The 16164-nt window shown below is 63.7% G+C and carries 13 protein-coding genes, 2 tRNA genes and 2 rRNA genes (1 of these 17 cut by a window edge); 16 read left to right on the top strand and 1 reads right to left on the bottom strand.

Going from position 1 to position 16164, the window contains the following annotated elements; translation table 11 throughout:
* Positions 1-183: 183 nt before the first annotated feature.
* Both BRADO_RS22650 and BRADO_RS22645 read left to right on the top strand, forming a co-directional pair.
* Positions 184-1872 (top strand): tannase/feruloyl esterase family alpha/beta hydrolase, encoded by a 1689-nt coding sequence (locus BRADO_RS22650; RefSeq protein WP_011927679.1) that lies wholly within the window; start codon positions 184-186, stop codon positions 1870-1872.
* A 142-nt stretch (positions 1873-2014) separates the two neighbouring features.
* Positions 2015-2224: a hypothetical protein gene (locus tag BRADO_RS22645; RefSeq protein WP_011927678.1), complete on the top strand. Its 210-nt coding sequence runs from the start codon at positions 2015-2017 to the stop codon at positions 2222-2224.
* Positions 2225-2231: 7 nt separating this feature from the next.
* Here the strand turns inward: BRADO_RS22645 and BRADO_RS22640 are convergent, their stop codons facing one another.
* Positions 2232-2651: an NUDIX hydrolase gene (locus BRADO_RS22640; protein WP_011927677.1), complete on the bottom strand. Its 420-nt coding sequence runs from the start codon at positions 2649-2651 to the stop codon at positions 2232-2234.
* Positions 2652-2909: 258 nt separating this feature from the next.
* Here BRADO_RS22640 and BRADO_RS22635 point away from each other — a divergent pair, with 258 nt between their 5' ends.
* From BRADO_RS22635 to BRADO_RS22570, 14 genes are all read left to right on the top strand, one after another.
* Positions 2910-3137: a hypothetical protein gene (locus BRADO_RS22635; RefSeq protein ID WP_011927676.1), complete on the top strand. Its 228-nt coding sequence runs from the start codon at positions 2910-2912 to the stop codon at positions 3135-3137.
* A gap of 301 nt (positions 3138-3438) precedes the next feature.
* Positions 3439-4599 carry a transporter substrate-binding domain-containing protein gene (locus tag BRADO_RS22630; protein WP_011927675.1) on the top strand — a complete coding sequence of 387 codons (1161 nt, stop codon included), beginning with the start codon at positions 3439-3441 and terminating at the stop codon, positions 4597-4599.
* Entirely contained in the window at positions 4596-5261 is a 666-nt protein-coding gene (locus BRADO_RS22625; RefSeq protein WP_011927674.1) for an ANTAR domain-containing response regulator, read from the top strand. The genes BRADO_RS22630 and BRADO_RS22625 overlap by 4 nt, the downstream gene beginning before the upstream one ends.
* 9 nt (positions 5262-5270) lie before the next feature.
* Entirely contained in the window at positions 5271-6509 is a 1239-nt protein-coding gene (locus BRADO_RS22620) for an urea ABC transporter substrate-binding protein (protein ID WP_011927673.1), read from the top strand.
* 91 nt (positions 6510-6600) lie between these two features.
* Positions 6601-7473, top strand: coding sequence for a branched-chain amino acid ABC transporter permease (locus tag BRADO_RS22615; RefSeq protein WP_011927672.1), 873 nt, complete (start codon positions 6601-6603; stop codon positions 7471-7473).
* 10 nt (positions 7474-7483) lie between these two features.
* Positions 7484-8548, top strand: a complete 1065-nt coding sequence (locus tag BRADO_RS22610; protein ID WP_041757675.1) for a branched-chain amino acid ABC transporter permease — start codon at positions 7484-7486, stop codon at positions 8546-8548.
* Complete coding sequence (locus BRADO_RS22605) at positions 8548-9264, top strand: ABC transporter ATP-binding protein (protein ID WP_011927670.1); 717 nt, start codon at positions 8548-8550, stop codon at positions 9262-9264. The genes BRADO_RS22610 and BRADO_RS22605 overlap by 1 nt, the downstream gene beginning before the upstream one ends.
* On the top strand, positions 9257-9973 hold the full coding sequence (locus BRADO_RS22600; protein ID WP_011927669.1) for an ABC transporter ATP-binding protein: 717 nt from the start codon (positions 9257-9259) through the stop codon (positions 9971-9973). Before BRADO_RS22605 ends, BRADO_RS22600 begins: the two co-directional genes overlap by 8 nt.
* A gap of 31 nt (positions 9974-10004) precedes the next feature.
* The gene (locus BRADO_RS22595; RefSeq protein ID WP_011927668.1) at positions 10005-10994 is read left to right on the top strand and encodes an acetamidase/formamidase family protein; all 990 of its coding nucleotides are present in this window, start codon (positions 10005-10007) and stop codon (positions 10992-10994) included.
* Positions 10995-11005: 11 nt separating this feature from the next.
* Positions 11006-12745 (top strand): nitrilase-related carbon-nitrogen hydrolase, encoded by a 1740-nt coding sequence (locus BRADO_RS22590; protein ID WP_011927667.1) that lies wholly within the window; start codon positions 11006-11008, stop codon positions 12743-12745.
* A gap of 598 nt (positions 12746-13343) precedes the next feature.
* Positions 13344-14832: ribosomal RNA gene (locus tag BRADO_RS22585) — 16S ribosomal RNA — on the top strand.
* Positions 14833-15077: 245 nt separating this feature from the next.
* Positions 15078-15154: transfer RNA gene (locus BRADO_RS22580), tRNA-Ile, on the top strand.
* A gap of 147 nt (positions 15155-15301) precedes the next feature.
* A tRNA-Ala gene (locus BRADO_RS22575) sits at positions 15302-15377 on the top strand.
* 520 nt (positions 15378-15897) lie between these two features.
* Positions 15898-16164, top strand: a 23S ribosomal RNA gene (locus tag BRADO_RS22570); it runs 2578 nt beyond the window's last position.
* Together the 16S and 23S rRNA genes with 2 tRNA genes alongside form the textbook arrangement of a ribosomal RNA operon.

The raw sequence follows: 16164 nt of genomic DNA, 5'->3' as shown, positions 1-16164 counted from the left end.
GATGTCCCTCGATCGTATCGAGCCGACAGATGACATGCTTTGCCCGCGGTTTTCAATCGAACGCTTGCGCGCGGACGCTTGCGGGCCGCGCGCAGGCTTGGCTATGGTCGGATGCGAGTTAAGCGCCGCGGAGCAAATGACGGCGTGACGGGCGCTAGCCCGGACGATGGGAGGACGAGACTGATGCGGATCCGAATGACGGCGCTGGCCGCGATGCTGCTGACCACGTCGGCGATGACGTCGGCCATGACTTCGGCCATGACTTCGGCGCAGGCCGAGGATTTCAAGGCGAGCTGCGCCGCGCTGGCGCAGGGCTTTTCCGGCAGCGGCCGCATCGTTACGGCGGAGTTCGTCGCGGCAGGCGGCGTGCAGCTCGCGCCTCCCGCGCCGGCCGGCGTCACAAGCCCGGCGCCGGATCATTGCCTGATCCGCGGCAAAATCAACGAGCGCACCGGCATCGACGGCAAGCCCTATGCGATCGGCTACGAGCTGCGATTGCCCGCGACGTGGAATGGCAAGTTCGTCTTCCAAGGCGGCGGCGGCGTCGATGGCGTGCTGCGGCCGGCGCTCGGCCTCTTGACCGGCGCAACGCCGCCGAACGCGCTTTCCAACGGCTATGTCGCGGCGTCGACCGATTCGGGCCACCTCGAAGAACCAGGTCCGCTCGGGCCTTACCAGTTCGGCCTCGACCCACAGGCGCGGCGCGACAAGGGCTACAGCTCGATTCCGCCGGTGGCCGAGGCCGCCAAGGCGGCGAGCGAGAAGCTCTACGGCCAAGCGCCGCGGCGCTCCTACTTTGCCGGCTGCTCGAACGGCGGCCGCCAGGCGATGGCGGTGACGCAGCGCTTTCCCGATCTGTTCGACGGCGTCATCGCCGGTGCGCCGGCCTATCGCGTGCCGCTCGCCGGCGTCGACGTGATCGTGCAGGAGCAGGCGCTGCTGGCGATCGCGCCTCCCGGACCCGACGGCAAGGCCGATGTCGGCAGTGCGCTCACCGATGAGGACCTGAAGCTGGTCGCCGACGGCGTGACCGCGGCCTGCGATGGCGCCGATGGCGCCAAGGATGGCATGGTGCAGGACGTCATGGCCTGCCGCTTCGATCCGGCCGTGCTCGCCTGCAAGGAGGGCGAGAGCGCGCAATGCCTGTCGGCGCCGAAGCTCAAGGCCCTCAAGCTGATGTTCGACGGCAGCCGCAATGCGATGGGCGGGCTGATCTATTCCCGCTGGCCCTACGACCCCGGCCTCGCCGCGCCGGGCTGGCGCGCCTGGAAGCTCGGCACGCCCAAATCCAGCCCGCCGAACGCGCGCAACCTGACGCTGATCGCCGGCGGCGTGCCGTATGATTTCATGAGCCCGCCGGAGACGCCGACGGATCTCGTCGCCTGGGTGCGCAATTTCGACATCGACCGCGACGTGCCCAAGGTGATGAAGGGCGCCGGCGGCTTCGACGCCGGCATGGAGTACGAGGCGGCGACATCGACCGATCTCGACACGTTCAAAGCCAAGGGCGGCAAGATGCTGTTCTATCACGGCACGGCCGATCCGATCTTCTCCGCGCTCGATACGATCGACTATGTCGACCAGCTCAAGAAGAAATACCCGGACACGGACGGCTTCGCCCGGCTGTTCCTGGTTCCCGGCATGAACCATTGCGGCGGCGGACCCGCGACGGATCAGTTCGACCTGCTGAGCGCACTGGACAATTGGGTGGAGGGCAAGGCCGCCGCGCCGGAGACGATCCGCGCCTCGGCGCGGCGCGCGCCCGATGTGCCATGGCCGGGGCGCACGCGCGATCTCTGTGCGTTCCCCAAGGTCGTCACCTACAAGGGCAGCGGCAGCCTGGAAGATGCCGCCAATTTCGAATGCCGTTGAAGAGGGCGTGCACGCTGCGCAAGCGGCGTGCACGATCGCTTGAGGGGCGGTTGACCCGGCGCGCGCAAGCCCCGATCTCTTGGCCAGCGTTGGCCTGCTCCGCAGCGTCGCGGCTCTCTCTCACTCCTCACACCGTTCCCTCATGGTTGCCGTCAAGACGCGAGCCTTCACGATTCTGTACGAGTTCGAGCATGCCCAGACCGAGCTGATCGGGAAGTGCGTGGCGCTGAGCGACGGCAAGGCCGGAACCGTCGAGCAGGTCTATCTCGACGAGCTGCATGGACTGCGGATTTCGATCAACGGACACGAAGGCCGCTGGCCGGTGTCGACCATCAAATTCGCGGAGCGCTGAGCGGCGGTCAGCTTCGCTTGCGCTGCTGCCGGGAGAAGCCCTGGATCAGCCGGCGCAGCTCAGGGTGATGGACGCGGCGCGCGGCTTCGGAGGCGGATACCCAGACCAGCTTGCGCTGGCCACGCTCGGGAAAGCGGCCGTGCTGCTTGGTTACCTTCAACGGATAGAGCTTCACCTCGCAGGGAATCTTGCGCTTGCCCTTGCGCTTCCGGTGCTTGAAGCGGCCGAGCGCCTGGCGGCTGATCTTGCCGCGCAGCCCGGCTTCTTCGTAAGCCTCGATCGCCGCCACCCGGTGCGCGCGCTTGCGCAACATCGGAGATCCCTTCGGCACCGACCAGCGCCGCTTCCGGCGCGTGGTGATCAAGAGGATGCTGAGCTCCGCGGCCTCGATGCGAAAGGGCAGGGCGGCGAATTGCTTGTGCTTCATGGGACCCCCCTTTTACTGCGGTGAGAACCGGGCGCGGAACGGTTGGTTCCTCTGCGCGACGACCCGCACGAAGTCAACTGTGCGATATCAATTGATACGACGGTTTCCCCGAGCTGCGGTTAACGTCCCGCGCCGGCCGAGGGCGGCTGGCAGCCCTCAACACGGCTCGTCGATTGCGGATTCACCTATGTGGATGCAGGTGCCGACGGATCATCTAGGGTTGTGTTTGCGTATATGACGAAACCGGGTCCGCACTGCATGGAAGTCGAAATTCCGAAGAAGCGAAGGCGGCGCGTCAAGCAGACGATGACGCTGGGCGAACGCCTGTTGCAGACGGCGCGCGAGGCGCGCGACATGGCCAAGCGTCTGCCGCCGGGCATCGAGCAGGCGCGGCAGCTGCGACGCGCGCGCGAGGCGGAAGCCATTGCCGAGCTCGATCGCTTCCTGACCGCTCCGGCACGCAGCCATCCGCCGCGGACGCGCTGACAGCTCGGCGCATTCAGCGGTCGCGACGGCGCGCTCGTCGCGGGCGCCAAGCAAGAATGTCGCACCTGCATCAATTTGCTGCACGCGAGCACGATTTGATGCAGCCACCGCTGCTACAACGCGCTTGACAGGTCATGCGTTCTAAGAGACCGTAATGTCCACGCGTTGGGCACAGCGGCCCTGAGACGCGACACGATCAAACCATTTCCAACGCCGCGCTGATCTCAAGCGTGTTTGGTTGGTGGCGAGGGCGCCCTCGGCTTGACAGCCGATGGGCGCTTTTTTGTTTTTGGGACGCGGGATGACACGGACGACGTTTCGCATCGGGGTGATGTTCTCGACGACCGGCTCTTACAGCGTCGTCGCGCGCTCGATGCTCAACGGCGCCCAGCTCGCGCTGGCCGAGATCAACGCCGCTGACGGCCCCATCACGCTGGAGCCCGTGGTCGTCAATCCCTCCGGCGATCTCGCCCAATATCGCGCGCTGGCGCGCGATCTCCTGAGCTCCGGCATCCGCCAGGTGGTCGGCTGCTACACGTCGTCGAGCCGCAAGGAGGTCATTCCCTGCTTCGAGAAGTTCGACGGGCTGCTGTGGTATCCCTCGCACTACGAGGGCTTCGAGAGCTCCGACAACGTCATCTACACCGGCGCCGCGCCGAACCAGCACGTGCTCCCGCTGGTCGACTATCTCGCCTCGCGCGTCGGCACACGCGCCTTCTGCGTCGGCTCGAACTACATCTGGGCCTGGGAGAACAACCGCATCTTCCGCGAGGCGCTCAGCGCGCGCGGCGGCACCGTGCTGGCCGAGCGCTATCTGACCGTGGGCGACACTGAATTCGACCAGGTCATTGCGGCGATCCTGGAGCAGCGTCCGGATGTCGTCTTCAACAACCTGATCGGCACCAGCGCCTACGCCTTCTTCCGCGCCTTCCGCGCCGCCTGCCGCGCCGCGGGCATCGAGCAGGCAAGGGAGATTCCCGTCGCGAGCTGCACGCTGTCGGAGCCCGAGCTGCAGGAAATCGGCCCTGATGCCGTCGACGGCCATCTGACGTCGAGCGTGTACTTCTCGTCGCTGAGCTCGCCGGAGAATTCAGCGTTCCTGCAGGCCTACAAGGCCGCGTTTCCCGACGGCCCCGTGGTCTCGGCGGATGCCGAAGCGTCGTACATCGCGGTGAAGCTGCTCGCCGCGACCTTGGCGCAGGCCGGCAGCGACGAGTCCCGCCTGGTGCGCTGCGCCGTCGCCAATCAGCGCCTGCTGGCGCCGCAGGGCGAAGTGCGGATCGATCCGCAGACCTATCACGCCTGGCTGACGCCGCGGATCGGCCGCTCGTCCGCCGATGGCCAGTTCGAGCTGCTGCTCGAAGCCCGGCTGCCGATCGCGCCCGATCCTTATCTCGTCCAGTCGTCGCCGCGCTTTGCGACATCCATGCGTCCACCGCTGCTCCGAATGGTGAAGTCATGACCTTCCGATTGCTGCAGAACTTCAAGGGTGGCCGCGCGCTGGTGATCACGCGGCGGGCAGGGTGGGAGACCACTCTGGAGACGACGCTCGCCAAGCTCGGCGTCGCCTGCGACTACCCCGAGATCGTCGACGGCCGCGCGCAGCTCGACGTCAGCGCGCTGCAGCCGGAGCGCGACATCCTGTTCGTCGACGGTGACCTCGAGGGCGTCGTGGCGCTCGAGGTCAATCCGGCCTCGAAGCTGCCGCCGGTGCCCGTGATCGGCCTCGTCGGCGTCGAGGCGCCGAGCCGGCTCAAGGCGCTGGTCAATCTCGGCGCCACCTCCTTCCTGCGCAAGCCGGTGCATGGCGGCGCCGTCTACACCGCGCTGTTCCTCGGCATAAATCAGTTCCTGCTGCGCACCGACATGTACGAGAAGCTGCAGGACCTGGAAAGCCGCCGGCGCGGCCGCCGCGCCGTGATCCGCGCCGTCGTGTCCCTGATGCAGGAGACCGGTCTCAACGACGACGATGCCTATTCCGCGCTTCGCCGCGACAGCATGCGGGCGCGGCAAAGTCTGGAGCTCTATTGCGAGGAGTTCCTGAGGAGGCGGGCGAGGCCGCCCGATACGCCGGAACGCCCGAGCAGCATCACGCTGCAAGGCGGCAACAAGCAAGCGATGTAGGAGCATCACATGACCAGATCTGGATTGCGAGGGCTGCGCGCCGCGGCCCTCACGGGGACGCTTGTCCTTGCGTCAGGCGCATTTGCAGCCGAAAACCCGATCAAGCTCGGCGTGCTGGAGGACCAGTCCGGCGACTTCGCCGCCGCGACCATCGGCAAGGTCCACGCCATTCAGCTCGCGGCCGAGGAGATCAACAAGGCCGGCGGCATCATGGGCCGTCCGCTGGAGCTCGTGACCTACGACACCCAGTCGGATAACACCCGCTATCAGGAATTCATGCGCCGCGTGCTGCAACGGGACAAGGTCGACGTCGTGTTCGCCGGCTTCTCGTCGGCCTCGCGCGAGGCCTACCGGCCGATCGTCGACCAGTTCAACGGCTTCGCCTTCTACAACAACCAGTATGAAGGCGGCGTCTGCGATGGCCACATGGTGGTGACGGGCGCTGTCCCGGAGCAGCAGTTCTCGACGCTGATCCCCTACATGATGCAGACCTACGGCAAGAAAGTCTACACGCTCGCCGCCGACTACAATTTCGGCCAGATCTCGGCCGAATGGGTGCGCAAGATCGTCAAGGAGAACGGCGGCGAGATGGCCGGCGAGGAGTTCATTCCGCTCGGCGTGTCGCAGTTCTCGCAGAGCATCCAGAACATCCAGAAGGCCAAGCCCGACTTCGTCGTGACCCTGCTCGTCGGCACCGCGCAGGCCTCCTATTACGAGCAGGCGGCCTCCGCCAACGTCAATCTCCCGATGGCCTCCTCCGTCAACGTCGGCCAGGGCTATGAGCACAAGCGCTTCAAGCCGCCGAGCCTGAAGGACATGTACGTCACCACCAACTACATCGAGGAAATCGACAGTCCGAAGAGTAAGGAGTTCTACGCCAAGTTCAAGGCCAAGTTCCCGAACGAGCCCTATGTGAACCAGGAGGCCGAGAACTCCTATCTTGCGCTGTATCTCTACAAGCAGATGGTGGAGCGGGCGAAGTCGACCAACCGCGACGAGATCCGCAAGGTGATCGCGATGGGCGACGTCTGCATGGATGCGCCGGAAGGCAAGGTCTGTATCGATCCCAAGAGCCAGCACATGTCGCACACGATCTATCTTGCCAAGGTCGGCGCCGACCACGCGATCTCGTTCCCGAAGGTCTGGGAGGACATCAAGCCGTACTGGCTGGGCGAAGCCGGCTGCGACCTGACCAAGAAGGATCCGATGGCGCAATACACGCCGTCGAATCCGCCGCCGAAGCCCTGATCGGCGGAAGCGGCCGCTCCGGCGTCCCCTCACGCCGGAGCGGCTTGCTCTTAATCGCTTCTCGTATCTGAACCCCGTATCGATCGAAGACATGGACATCGCATCCCTGGCATTCTCTGCGCTCTACCAGTTCGGCGACGCGTTCGCCTTCCTGGTGCTCTCGGCCTGCGGGCTCGCGGTCATCTTCGGCATGATGGGCGTGATCAATCTCGCCCATGGCGAGTTCATCATGTGCGGCGCCTATGTGACGGCAGCGACGGTGCATGCCGGCTTGCCGCTGCCGCTCGGCATTCTCTGCGGCACCTTGGCTTCGGCCTTTGTCGGCGTGCTCGTCGAGCTGCTGGTGATCCGGCATCTCTATGAGCGGCCGCTCGACACCATCGTCGCCACCTGGGGCCTCAGCCTGATCGCGACGCAGGGCACGCTGATCCTGGTCGGCTCGACCATGGCCGGCGTCGGTACGCCGTTCGGAAGTTTCCAGGTCGGCGCCTATTCCTATTCGATCTATCGCATCGTGCTGTTCGTCGCCGCGCTTGCCGTGCTTGGGGCGCTGTATGCGTTGTTCAACTGGACGCGGTTCGGTGTGCTGGCGCGCGCCACCATCCAGGTGCCGCATATGGCGGCCGCGCTCGGCGTCGACACCCGGCTGATCTACAGCCTGACCTTCGCCTGCGGGGCAGGGCTCGCGGGCCTCGCCGGCGGGCTCTACGCGCCGACGATGACCCTTGTGCCCACGATGGGGGCGACCTTTATCATGGAGGCGTTCGTCACGGTCGTGATCGGCGGCGCCGACGTGTTCCTCGGCACCGCGCCGGCTGGCGGCATCCTCGCCATCGTGAAGTCCGGCATGACGTCGTGGCAGGGCCAGCTGTTCGGCCAGATCGGCCTCCTGATCGCGGTCATCATCGTCGTCCGGGTGCTGCCGAAGGGCATCTCCGGCTTCGTGCTGCGCGAGCGGACCTGAGGAGGTGACGGTGACCGGATTCCTTTCGCTGTTTCGCCGTCTCGAAGGACCTCAGACGCTCGGCCGCGGTCCCGCCTTCTGGGCGCTGTTCGCACTCGTGCTCGGCGGCGCGCTGGCCTATCCGCTGTTCAGCGACGGCTACACCGTCGGCAACACCGTCTACTTCTTCGTCTGGGTGTTCATCGCGCTCAGCCTCAGCCTGATCTGGGGCTATGGCGGCTCGCTGTCGTTCGGCCAGACCGCGTTCTTCGGCATCGCAGGCTATGGCTACGGCATCCTCACCATCAATTTCGGCGCATCCTACGGCTTCACCTGGATCGCGCTGCTGCTGGCGATCGGCATGGCGGCGCTGGTGGCGGCGCTGCTCGGCTATTTCATGTTCTTCGGCCGCATCGGCGGCGTGTTCCTCGGCATCGTCACGCTCGCGGTGACCCTCATGCTAGAGCGCTTCATGGCGCAGACCGCCGGCCCCGAATGGCGCATCGGGGCTGCCCGGCTGAACGGCTTCAACGGTATGAGCGCGATGCCGCCGCTGACCATTCCGTGGTTCGGCGGCCCGATCGTGCTGTTCGCCGATGTCGGCCTGTACTACGTCGTGCTCGGCATTCTCGTGCTGGTTTATCTAGGCTTGCGCATCCTGATGAATTCGTCGTTCGGCAATGTCATCGTTGCCATCCGCGAGAATCCAGAGCGTGCCGAGATGCTCGGCTACGACATCCGGAAGTATCAGCTGATCACCTTCGTGATCGGCGCCGCGCTCGCCGGCCTCTCCGGCGTGCTCTATACGGTGTGGGGGCAGTACATCACGCCCTCCAGCATGGGCATGACGGCAGCCTCGCTGCCGTTGATCTGGGTCGCCGTCGGCGGCCGCAGCGATCTCACGGCGACCGTGATCGGCACGCTGGTCGTGCTCTCCGGCTTCCAGGCGCTGACGATCTACGGCAGCCAATATGCGCTGGTGTTCATGGGCGTGCTGCTGGTGCTGACCGTGCTGATCGCACCCAACGGCCTCGTGCTCGGCGTGATCAAGGGGATCACCAGGCTCCTGACCCGGCGCAAATCGGAGGCCGCGTGATGGCGCTCTTGCAATTGCGCGACGTCAACAAGCATTTCGGCGGCCTGCACGTGACGAATTCCGTCAACCTCGTGCTGGAGCAGGGTGAGATCCACTGCCTGATCGGACCGAACGGGGCCGGCAAGAGCACCTTGTTCCGGCTGATCCTCGGCGAGCATCATCCCGGCAGCGGCCAGATCTATTTTGCCGGCGAGGACATCACCACGCTGAAATCCTTCGCGCGCATTCGCCGCGGGCTCTCCGTCAAGTTCCAGGTGCCGGGCGTGTTCAAGGGCCTGTCGGTGCGGCAGAACCTGGAAATTGCGCTGCAGAACCGGCTGCATGGCGCCGCGCTGGACAAGGAGATCGATTGGCTGCTCGCCTTCCTCAACCTCGACGCCGAGCAGGCGCAACTCGCCGGCAATCTCAGTCACGGCCAGAAGCAGTGGCTGGAGATCGGCATGGCGATCGCGCTGAAGCCGCGGCTGTTGCTGCTCGACGAGCCGACCGCCGGCATGTCGCCGGAGGAGACGCATATGACCGGCGAGATGGTGCGGCGGCTGAACGCCGCCGGCATGACCGTGCTCGCGATCGAGCACGATATGGCGTTCGTGCGCCAGGTCGCGCAGCGCGTCACCGTGCTGCATCTCGGCCAGGTGTTCGCGCAGGGCTCGATCGACGAGATCGTCGCCGATGAGCGGGTCGCGGCCATCTATCTGGGGCAGGCGCATGCGTAGGGAAGTCATCCTCACCACCGTCGGGCTCCGCGCCGGCTATGGCGGCAAGCCGGTGCTGCAGGGGCTGGAGATCGAGGTTCGCGAAGGCGAGATCGTCGCCGTCATCGGCCGCAACGGCGTCGGCAAATCGACCCTGATGAAGAGCCTGATCGGGCTGGTGCCCGCGATGAGTGGCTCGATCGTCTATCGCGGCGAGGCGGTGGAGCATCTGCCGGCGCACAAGCGCGCGCGGCTCGGCATGGGCTACGTGCCGCAGGGACGCGACGTGTTTCCGCGGCTGACCGTCGGCGAGAACATCGCGGTCGGCGCTGCGATCAAGGGCGGCGGCGTTCCGGAGGAGGGGCGGCAGCGCGTGGTCGGTGCATTTCCCATCCTGCAGGAGCGCTGGAGCCAGCGCGCCGGGACGATGTCCGGCGGCCAGCAGCAGCAGCTCGCGATCGGCCGCGTGCTGATCGCGGATCCCAATCTGATCCTGCTCGACGAGCCCTCGGAAGGAATCCAGCCCAATATCGTCCAGGACATCGCCCGCAACATGGTGGAGCTCAACCGCAGGACCGGCGTGACCATCATCCTGGTCGAGCAGAACCTCGACATGATCCGCGCCATGGCGCAGCGCGCCTACGTCATGGACAAGGGCCGCATCACCGCGAGCCTCGCGCGCGAAGCGCTCGACGATGCCGCCGAGATGCGCCGCCACCTTGCAGTCTGAAGAAACGCAAATGAGCACAAGGAGAACGAGCATGGCCTGGCAGTCGGAATCGATCATGGCCCGCAAGGGCTTGGCCAAGGGCGCACGCGGCGCGCACCATCTCATCACCGAGCAGGACCAGGGCAAGTACCACTACGTGTACGGCCCCTATGTCGATCCGGTGCTGATCATCGATCCTGGCGCCGTCGTCTCGGCCGAGACGCATGATGCGTTCGAGGGCGCGATCAAGCACGAGACCGACAGCCCGTCCAAGATCCTGAACTTCCCGTTCCTCAATCCGCAGAACGGCCCGATCTACGTCAACGGCGCCGAGAAGGGCGATACGCTCGCAGTATACATCGAGAGCATCGTGCCGCGCGGGCCGCAGCCGCGCGGCACCACCGTGATCATGCCGGAGTTCGGCGGGCTGGTCGGAACGGGCAACACCGCGCTGCTCAATCCGGCGCTGCCGGAGCGGGTCAAGAAGCTGGAGATCACGGCCGAGAAGGGCACGGTCTGGAACGACAGGATCACACTTCCCTATGAGCCGTTCATCGGCACCATCGGCACCTCGCCGGAGATCGAGGCGATCTCCTCGCTCGTGCCCGACTACTACGGCGGCAACATGGACCTGCCGGATGTCGGCACCGGCGCGATCATCTATCTGCCGGTCAACACCAAGGGGGCGCTGCTCTATCTCGGCGACTGTCACGCCGCGCAGGGCGACGGCGAATTGTGCGGCGTCGCGATCGAGCATCCGACCGTCACGACGGTGCAGGTCGATCTCATCAAGAACTGGACCATCGCCTGGCCGCGGCTCGAGACCCGGGACTTCATCATGACCATCGGCTCGGCCCGGCCGATGGAGGATGCGGCGCGCATCGCCTATCGCGAGCTGTGCCGCTGGATGGCCGCTGATTACGGGTTCGACGAGATCGACGCCTACATGCTGCTGACGCAGGCCGGGCGTGTCCGGCTCGGCAACATGGTCGATCCGAAATACACGCTCGGCGCCTCCATCAAGAAGCACTTCCTGGTCTGAGGTCGCCGACAATGCCGATGACGTACAAGGCCGCGACCGTCCAGTTCGAGCCTGTTCTGGCCGGGAAGGAGCGCAACATCGAAGGCCTGCTCGCGCTGTGCGAGCAGGCGGCCGCGTCGGGCGCCAAGCTGATCGTGACGCCGGAGATGGGCACGACAGGCTATTGCTGGTACGACCGCGCGGAGGTGGCGCCCTATGTCGAGAAGGTGCCGGGCTCGACCACGCACCGCTTCGCATCGCTGGCGCGACGGCATGATTGTTACATCGTGATCGGCATGCCCGAGGTGGATGACGACGACATCTACTACAACAGCGCGGTGCTGATCGGCCCGGATGGCGTGATCGGCCGGCACCGCAAGACGCATCCGTATATCTCGGAGCCAAAATGGGCGGCGGCCGGCGACCTGCACAACCAGGTGTTCGAGACGCCGATCGGCCGCATCGCGCTCCTGATTTGCATGGACATCCATTTCGTCGAGACGGCGCGGCTGATGGCGCTCGGCGGCGCCGACATCATCTGCCACATCTCGAACTGGCTCGCCGAGCGCACGCCGGCGCCGTACTGGATCAGCCGCGCTTTCGAGAACTCCTGCTACGTGATCGAGAGCAACCGCTGGGGGCTGGAGCGCACGGTGCAGTTCTCCGGCGGCAGCTGCGTCATCGCGCCCGATGGCAGCCTGCCGGCCGTGATCGACAAGGGCGACGGCGTTGCCTTCGCAGAAATCGATCTTGCATGGGCTCGGGCACGCAAGGTGCTGGGCGAGCCGGTGTTCGCACAGCGCCGGCCGGAGCTTTATCCTGAGCTGCTCACCAATACCTACAGCTGGAACCCGCGCGATTTCTTCGGGCTGTACGGCCACGAGCCGTGGCCGGTGGGCAAACGCTCCCGCGTCAGCGTGGCGCAGTTTACGCCGAGCCCCGACGTCGCTTCCAATCTCGCCCGCATCGCCGAGCTCGCGGCTGCGGCGAAGGAGAAGGGCGCCGAGCTGGTGGTATTCCCGGAACTTGCGGCGACGGGGCTGACCCATTCGGCCGAAACCGCCGAGCCGATCCCGGGCCGCATCACGGCTGCGCTCACCGAACTCGCCGCGGAGCGCGGGCTCACGCTGGTCTGCGGTCTTGCAGAACGAGACGGGAACACCATCTATAACTCAGCCGTCCTGGTCACGCCGGACGGTAAAATCAGCACTTACCGCAAGACGCATCTCACGACGGCCGAGCGCAGCTGGGCCACGGCGGGGGATGAGTGGACCGTTGTCGACACGCCGATGGGGCGGATCGGGATCCTGATCGGCCATGATGCGGTGTTTCCGGAGGCGGGCCGGGTGCTCGCCTTGCGCGGCTGCGATCTGATCGTGTGTCCCTCCGCGGTGAAGGGCATCTTCAGCGCGGCGCATGCAGGGACGAAGGTGATGCAGCCGTCACCCATCCCGACCGGGGCCGATCCGTATCACTGGCATCATTTCCGCGTTCGCGGCGGCGAGAACAATGCCTACTTCGCGTTCGCGAATGTGTGCGACGCCGCGGATGAGGATTGCGGGCTGAGCGGCGTGTTCGGTCCGGATACGTTTGCGTTTCCGCGCCGCGAGGCGATCGTCGATCGCGGGGAGGGGATTGCGACGCTCGAGATCGACACCGGCAATCTCGACAGCGTCTATCCGACCAACGTCGTTCGCCGGAAAGATCTCGTCTGCATGCGCATGCCGCACTCCTATCGAGCGCTGGTGCAATCCAAGGCGAGCAATTTCTGAGCTTGCGCGGCCGCATCCGTTCCAAAATGGAACGGATGCGGCGTGTGACAGCGCATAGAGCAGGGTACGACAGCGCTATCCACATTTCTTCACAGCCGTCGCAAAAAGTTCTTGCGCGGGATGCGGCGTCGCACTATCTCACCACCACGCCAGCCGGACATCACCGATGACTGAGGCCCCCGAACTTTCGGGACCATCGTTGTTTTCCTTGATGTTTCTTCTTCCGACTGGCTCTTGAGTTTTTCTTCAGAAAAGCTCTTGACGGTCTCTCAAAATCAGCTATTTGAAGCGCCCCGGCAACGGAGACTTCGACGGCGAAAGAGACCGAAGAAGGTGCACTCATTAGTTCGGAGCGACTGAGTTCGCGAACTAACAAGTGCGGGCTGTTTGACAAGTGAAGATGAAGAAAGAGAAACGTGGACGGCGGAGTCCTTGCGGGTCTCGGGGCTAAAGCTTCGGCTTGGTTTCGAGATCGGACGAGAAGACTTCGGCGGACAATGTTTCAAAGGTAACACCATGGTCTTTGCGCTGTGAAGCGCGGGACTGATTGGTGGGACCTCGTCAAACGTTGTGATCAGCCGGTTCAAAGCTTCAAGTTCAACTTGAGAGTTTGATCCTGGCTCAGAGCGAACGCTGGCGGCAGGCTTAACACATGCAAGTCGAGCGGGCGTAGCAATACGTCAGCGGCAGACGGGTGAGTAACGCGTGGGAACGTACCTTTTGGTTCGGAACAACACAGGGAAACTTGTGCTAATACCGGATAAGCCCTTACGGGGAAAGATTTATCGCCGAAAGATCGGCCCGCGTCTGATTAGCTAGTTGGTGGGGTAATGGCCCACCAAGGCGACGATCAGTAGCTGGTCTGAGAGGATGATCAGCCACATTGGGACTGAGACACGGCCCAAACTCCTACGGGAGGCAGCAGTGGGGAATATTGGACAATGGGCGCAAGCCTGATCCAGCCATGCCGCGTGAGTGATGAAGGCCCTAGGGTTGTAAAGCTCTTTTGTGCGGGAAGATAATGACGGTACCGCAAGAATAAGCCCCGGCTAACTTCGTGCCAGCAGCCGCGGTAATACGAAGGGGGCTAGCGTTGCTCGGAATCACTGGGCGTAAAGGGTGCGTAGGCGGGTCTTTAAGTCAGGGGTGAAATCCTGGAGCTCAACTCCAGAACTGCCTTTGATACTGAAGATCTTGAGTTCGGGAGAGGTGAGTGGAACTGCGAGTGTAGAGGTGAAATTCGTAGATATTCGCAAGAACACCAGTGGCGAAGGCGGCTCACTGGCCCGATACTGACGCTGAGGCACGAAAGCGTGGGGAGCAAACAGGATTAGATACCCTGGTAGTCCACGCCGTAAACGATGAATGCCAGCCGTTAGTGGGTTTACTCACTAGTGGCGCAGCTAACGCTTTAAGCATTCCGCCTGGGGAGTACGGTCGCAAGATTAAAACTCAAAGGAATTGACGGGGGCCCGCACAAGCGGTGGAGCATGTGGTTTAATTCGACGCAACGCGCAGAACCTTACCAGCCCTTGACATGTTTGGGACCGGTCGCAGAGACGTGACCTTCTCTTCGGAGCCCGAAACACAGGTGCTGCATGGCTGTCGTCAGCTCGTGTCGTGAGATGTTGGGTTAAGTCCCGCAACGAGCGCAACCCCCGTCCTTAGTTGCTACCATTTAGTTGAGCACTCTAAGGAGACTGCCGGTGATAAGCCGCGAGGAAGGTGGGGATGACGTCAAGTCCTCATGGCCCTTACGGGCTGGGCTACACACGTGCTACAATGGCGGTGACAGTGGGAAGCTAAGGGGTGACCCTTCGCAAATCTCAAAAAGCCGTCTCAGTTCGGATTGGGCTCTGCAACTCGAGCCCATGAAGTTGGAATCGCTAGTAATCGTGGATCAGCACGCCACGGTGAATACGTTCCCGGGCCTTGTACACACCGCCCGTCACACCATGGGAGTTGGCTTTACCTGAAGGCGGTGCGCTAACCAGCAATGGAGGCAGCCGACCACGGTAGGGTCAGCGACTGGGGTGAAGTCGTAACAAGGTAGCCGTAGGGGAACCTGCGGCTGGATCACCTCCTTTCTAAGGATGGCTCTTCAGTCTGGCTTTCGGGCCACGATCTTCGGATCGCGTACTATCGAGCTGTTTTAGAAACATCAGGGGCCACCGAGACCGCCAGGTCTTGCGTGAGCTCCATTGGCGGGATTTCGCCGTCTTCGTTTCTCTTTCTTCGCGGACGAACACGCTGCCTGGGGCTTGGCGCTGTGCATCATCATGGCGCTGAACGGTGCCGGGTGGTTGACTTGATCCGAGCCTCTCAAGCGTTAGGGCTTGTAGCTCAGTTGGTTAGAGCGCGCGCTTGATAAGCGTGAGGTCGGAAGTTCAAGTCTTCCCAGGCCCACCATGCTTCGCCCTTCGGGCTACGCATGGCGCAGCCATGCAGGAGCCTGAAAGGCGAAGCATGGTGCCCGGCGGAGCCACTTGGCGAAGACGGGCAGCTCCGATCGAGATCATCGACGCTGTGCAGCTGACGCATTCGTCTTCTGGCTATGGGGCCTTAGCTCAGCTGGGAGAGCGCGTGCTTTGCAAGCATGAGGTCGTCGGTTCGATCCCGACAGGCTCCACCACGCTTCGCCCTTCGGGCTACGCGTGGCGCGGCCAAAGGGTAGAGCACGCTGGATCATCCACGCATGAGCCGAAGGGCGGGGCGTGGTGCCCGGCGTAGCCACTTGGCGAAGACGGGCTGCTGCCTGTTGCGTGTTCAATTCGTCCGCGAGACAACATTTCGCATTGTCTGGTCCTCACCGGGACTTCAGGCAACTGCGTGTTATCTGACATCGTGAAGAGGAGATCGATCCGAGTAGGGTCGTGCAATGAGGGCCACCGCGCAAGCGGTCCGCACCTCGACTTTGCACCGACGCCTTCACTATCTCCGAGTCATTTCGGCGCAGGCTGAACGCTGTGAAGCGGGCTGCTTGTTGTAAATGACTCTGTTGGCTGCGCATGACCGCGACAGTCATCGGTTCGATCTTAAGAAGCAAGCTGGTCTTTCTAATCAGTGTCCTGCAGCTTCCTGACGCTTGTCCCTCGGGGCAGGTGAGGGGCTGACAACATTCTGCCGAGTGTGTGGACATTGATAATGAGAGCAATCAAGTGCCTTAAGGGTGTTCGGTGGATGCCTTGGCGCTGAGAGGCGATGAAGGACGTGCTACGCTGCGATAAGCCGTGGGGAGCTGCGAAGAAGCTTTGATCCGCGGATTTCCGAATGGGGAAACCCACCTTCGATAGCCGGAACTCCAAGACCTTTGGTCATTGGGGTTCGATTGGGAGACCGAGAGGATCTGAGGCCGTGAGGTCTTGGATTTCCGGTTATCAAGAGAAGGTATGAGATCTCTGAATCCATAGGAGGTTTCA

It is taken from the genome of Bradyrhizobium sp. ORS 278, assembly GCF_000026145.1.
Lineage (GTDB): Bacteria > Pseudomonadota > Alphaproteobacteria > Rhizobiales > Xanthobacteraceae > Bradyrhizobium.
Note: the sequence above shows the minus strand (reverse complement) of the source record. Positions and strands in the feature narration are given on the sequence as shown.

Coding starts and splice junctions, on each gene's coding strand:
- BRADO_RS22650 (WP_011927679.1), top strand. CDS start 184: ATGCGGATCCGAATGACGGCGCTGGCCGCGATGCTGCTGACCACGTCG.
- BRADO_RS22645 (WP_011927678.1), top strand. CDS start 2,015: ATGGTTGCCGTCAAGACGCGAGCCTTCACGATTCTGTACGAGTTCGAG.
- BRADO_RS22640 (WP_011927677.1), bottom strand. CDS start 2,651: ATGAAGCACAAGCAATTCGCCGCCCTGCCCTTTCGCATCGAGGCCGCG.
- BRADO_RS22635 (WP_011927676.1), top strand. CDS start 2,910: ATGGAAGTCGAAATTCCGAAGAAGCGAAGGCGGCGCGTCAAGCAGACG.
- BRADO_RS22630 (WP_011927675.1), top strand. CDS start 3,439: ATGACACGGACGACGTTTCGCATCGGGGTGATGTTCTCGACGACCGGC.
- BRADO_RS22625 (WP_011927674.1), top strand. CDS start 4,596: ATGACCTTCCGATTGCTGCAGAACTTCAAGGGTGGCCGCGCGCTGGTG.
- BRADO_RS22620 (WP_011927673.1), top strand. CDS start 5,271: ATGACCAGATCTGGATTGCGAGGGCTGCGCGCCGCGGCCCTCACGGGG.
- BRADO_RS22615 (WP_011927672.1), top strand. CDS start 6,601: ATGGACATCGCATCCCTGGCATTCTCTGCGCTCTACCAGTTCGGCGAC.
- BRADO_RS22605 (WP_011927670.1), top strand. CDS start 8,548: ATGGCGCTCTTGCAATTGCGCGACGTCAACAAGCATTTCGGCGGCCTG.
- BRADO_RS22600 (WP_011927669.1), top strand. CDS start 9,257: ATGCGTAGGGAAGTCATCCTCACCACCGTCGGGCTCCGCGCCGGCTAT.
- BRADO_RS22595 (WP_011927668.1), top strand. CDS start 10,005: ATGGCCTGGCAGTCGGAATCGATCATGGCCCGCAAGGGCTTGGCCAAG.
- BRADO_RS22590 (WP_011927667.1), top strand. CDS start 11,006: ATGCCGATGACGTACAAGGCCGCGACCGTCCAGTTCGAGCCTGTTCTG.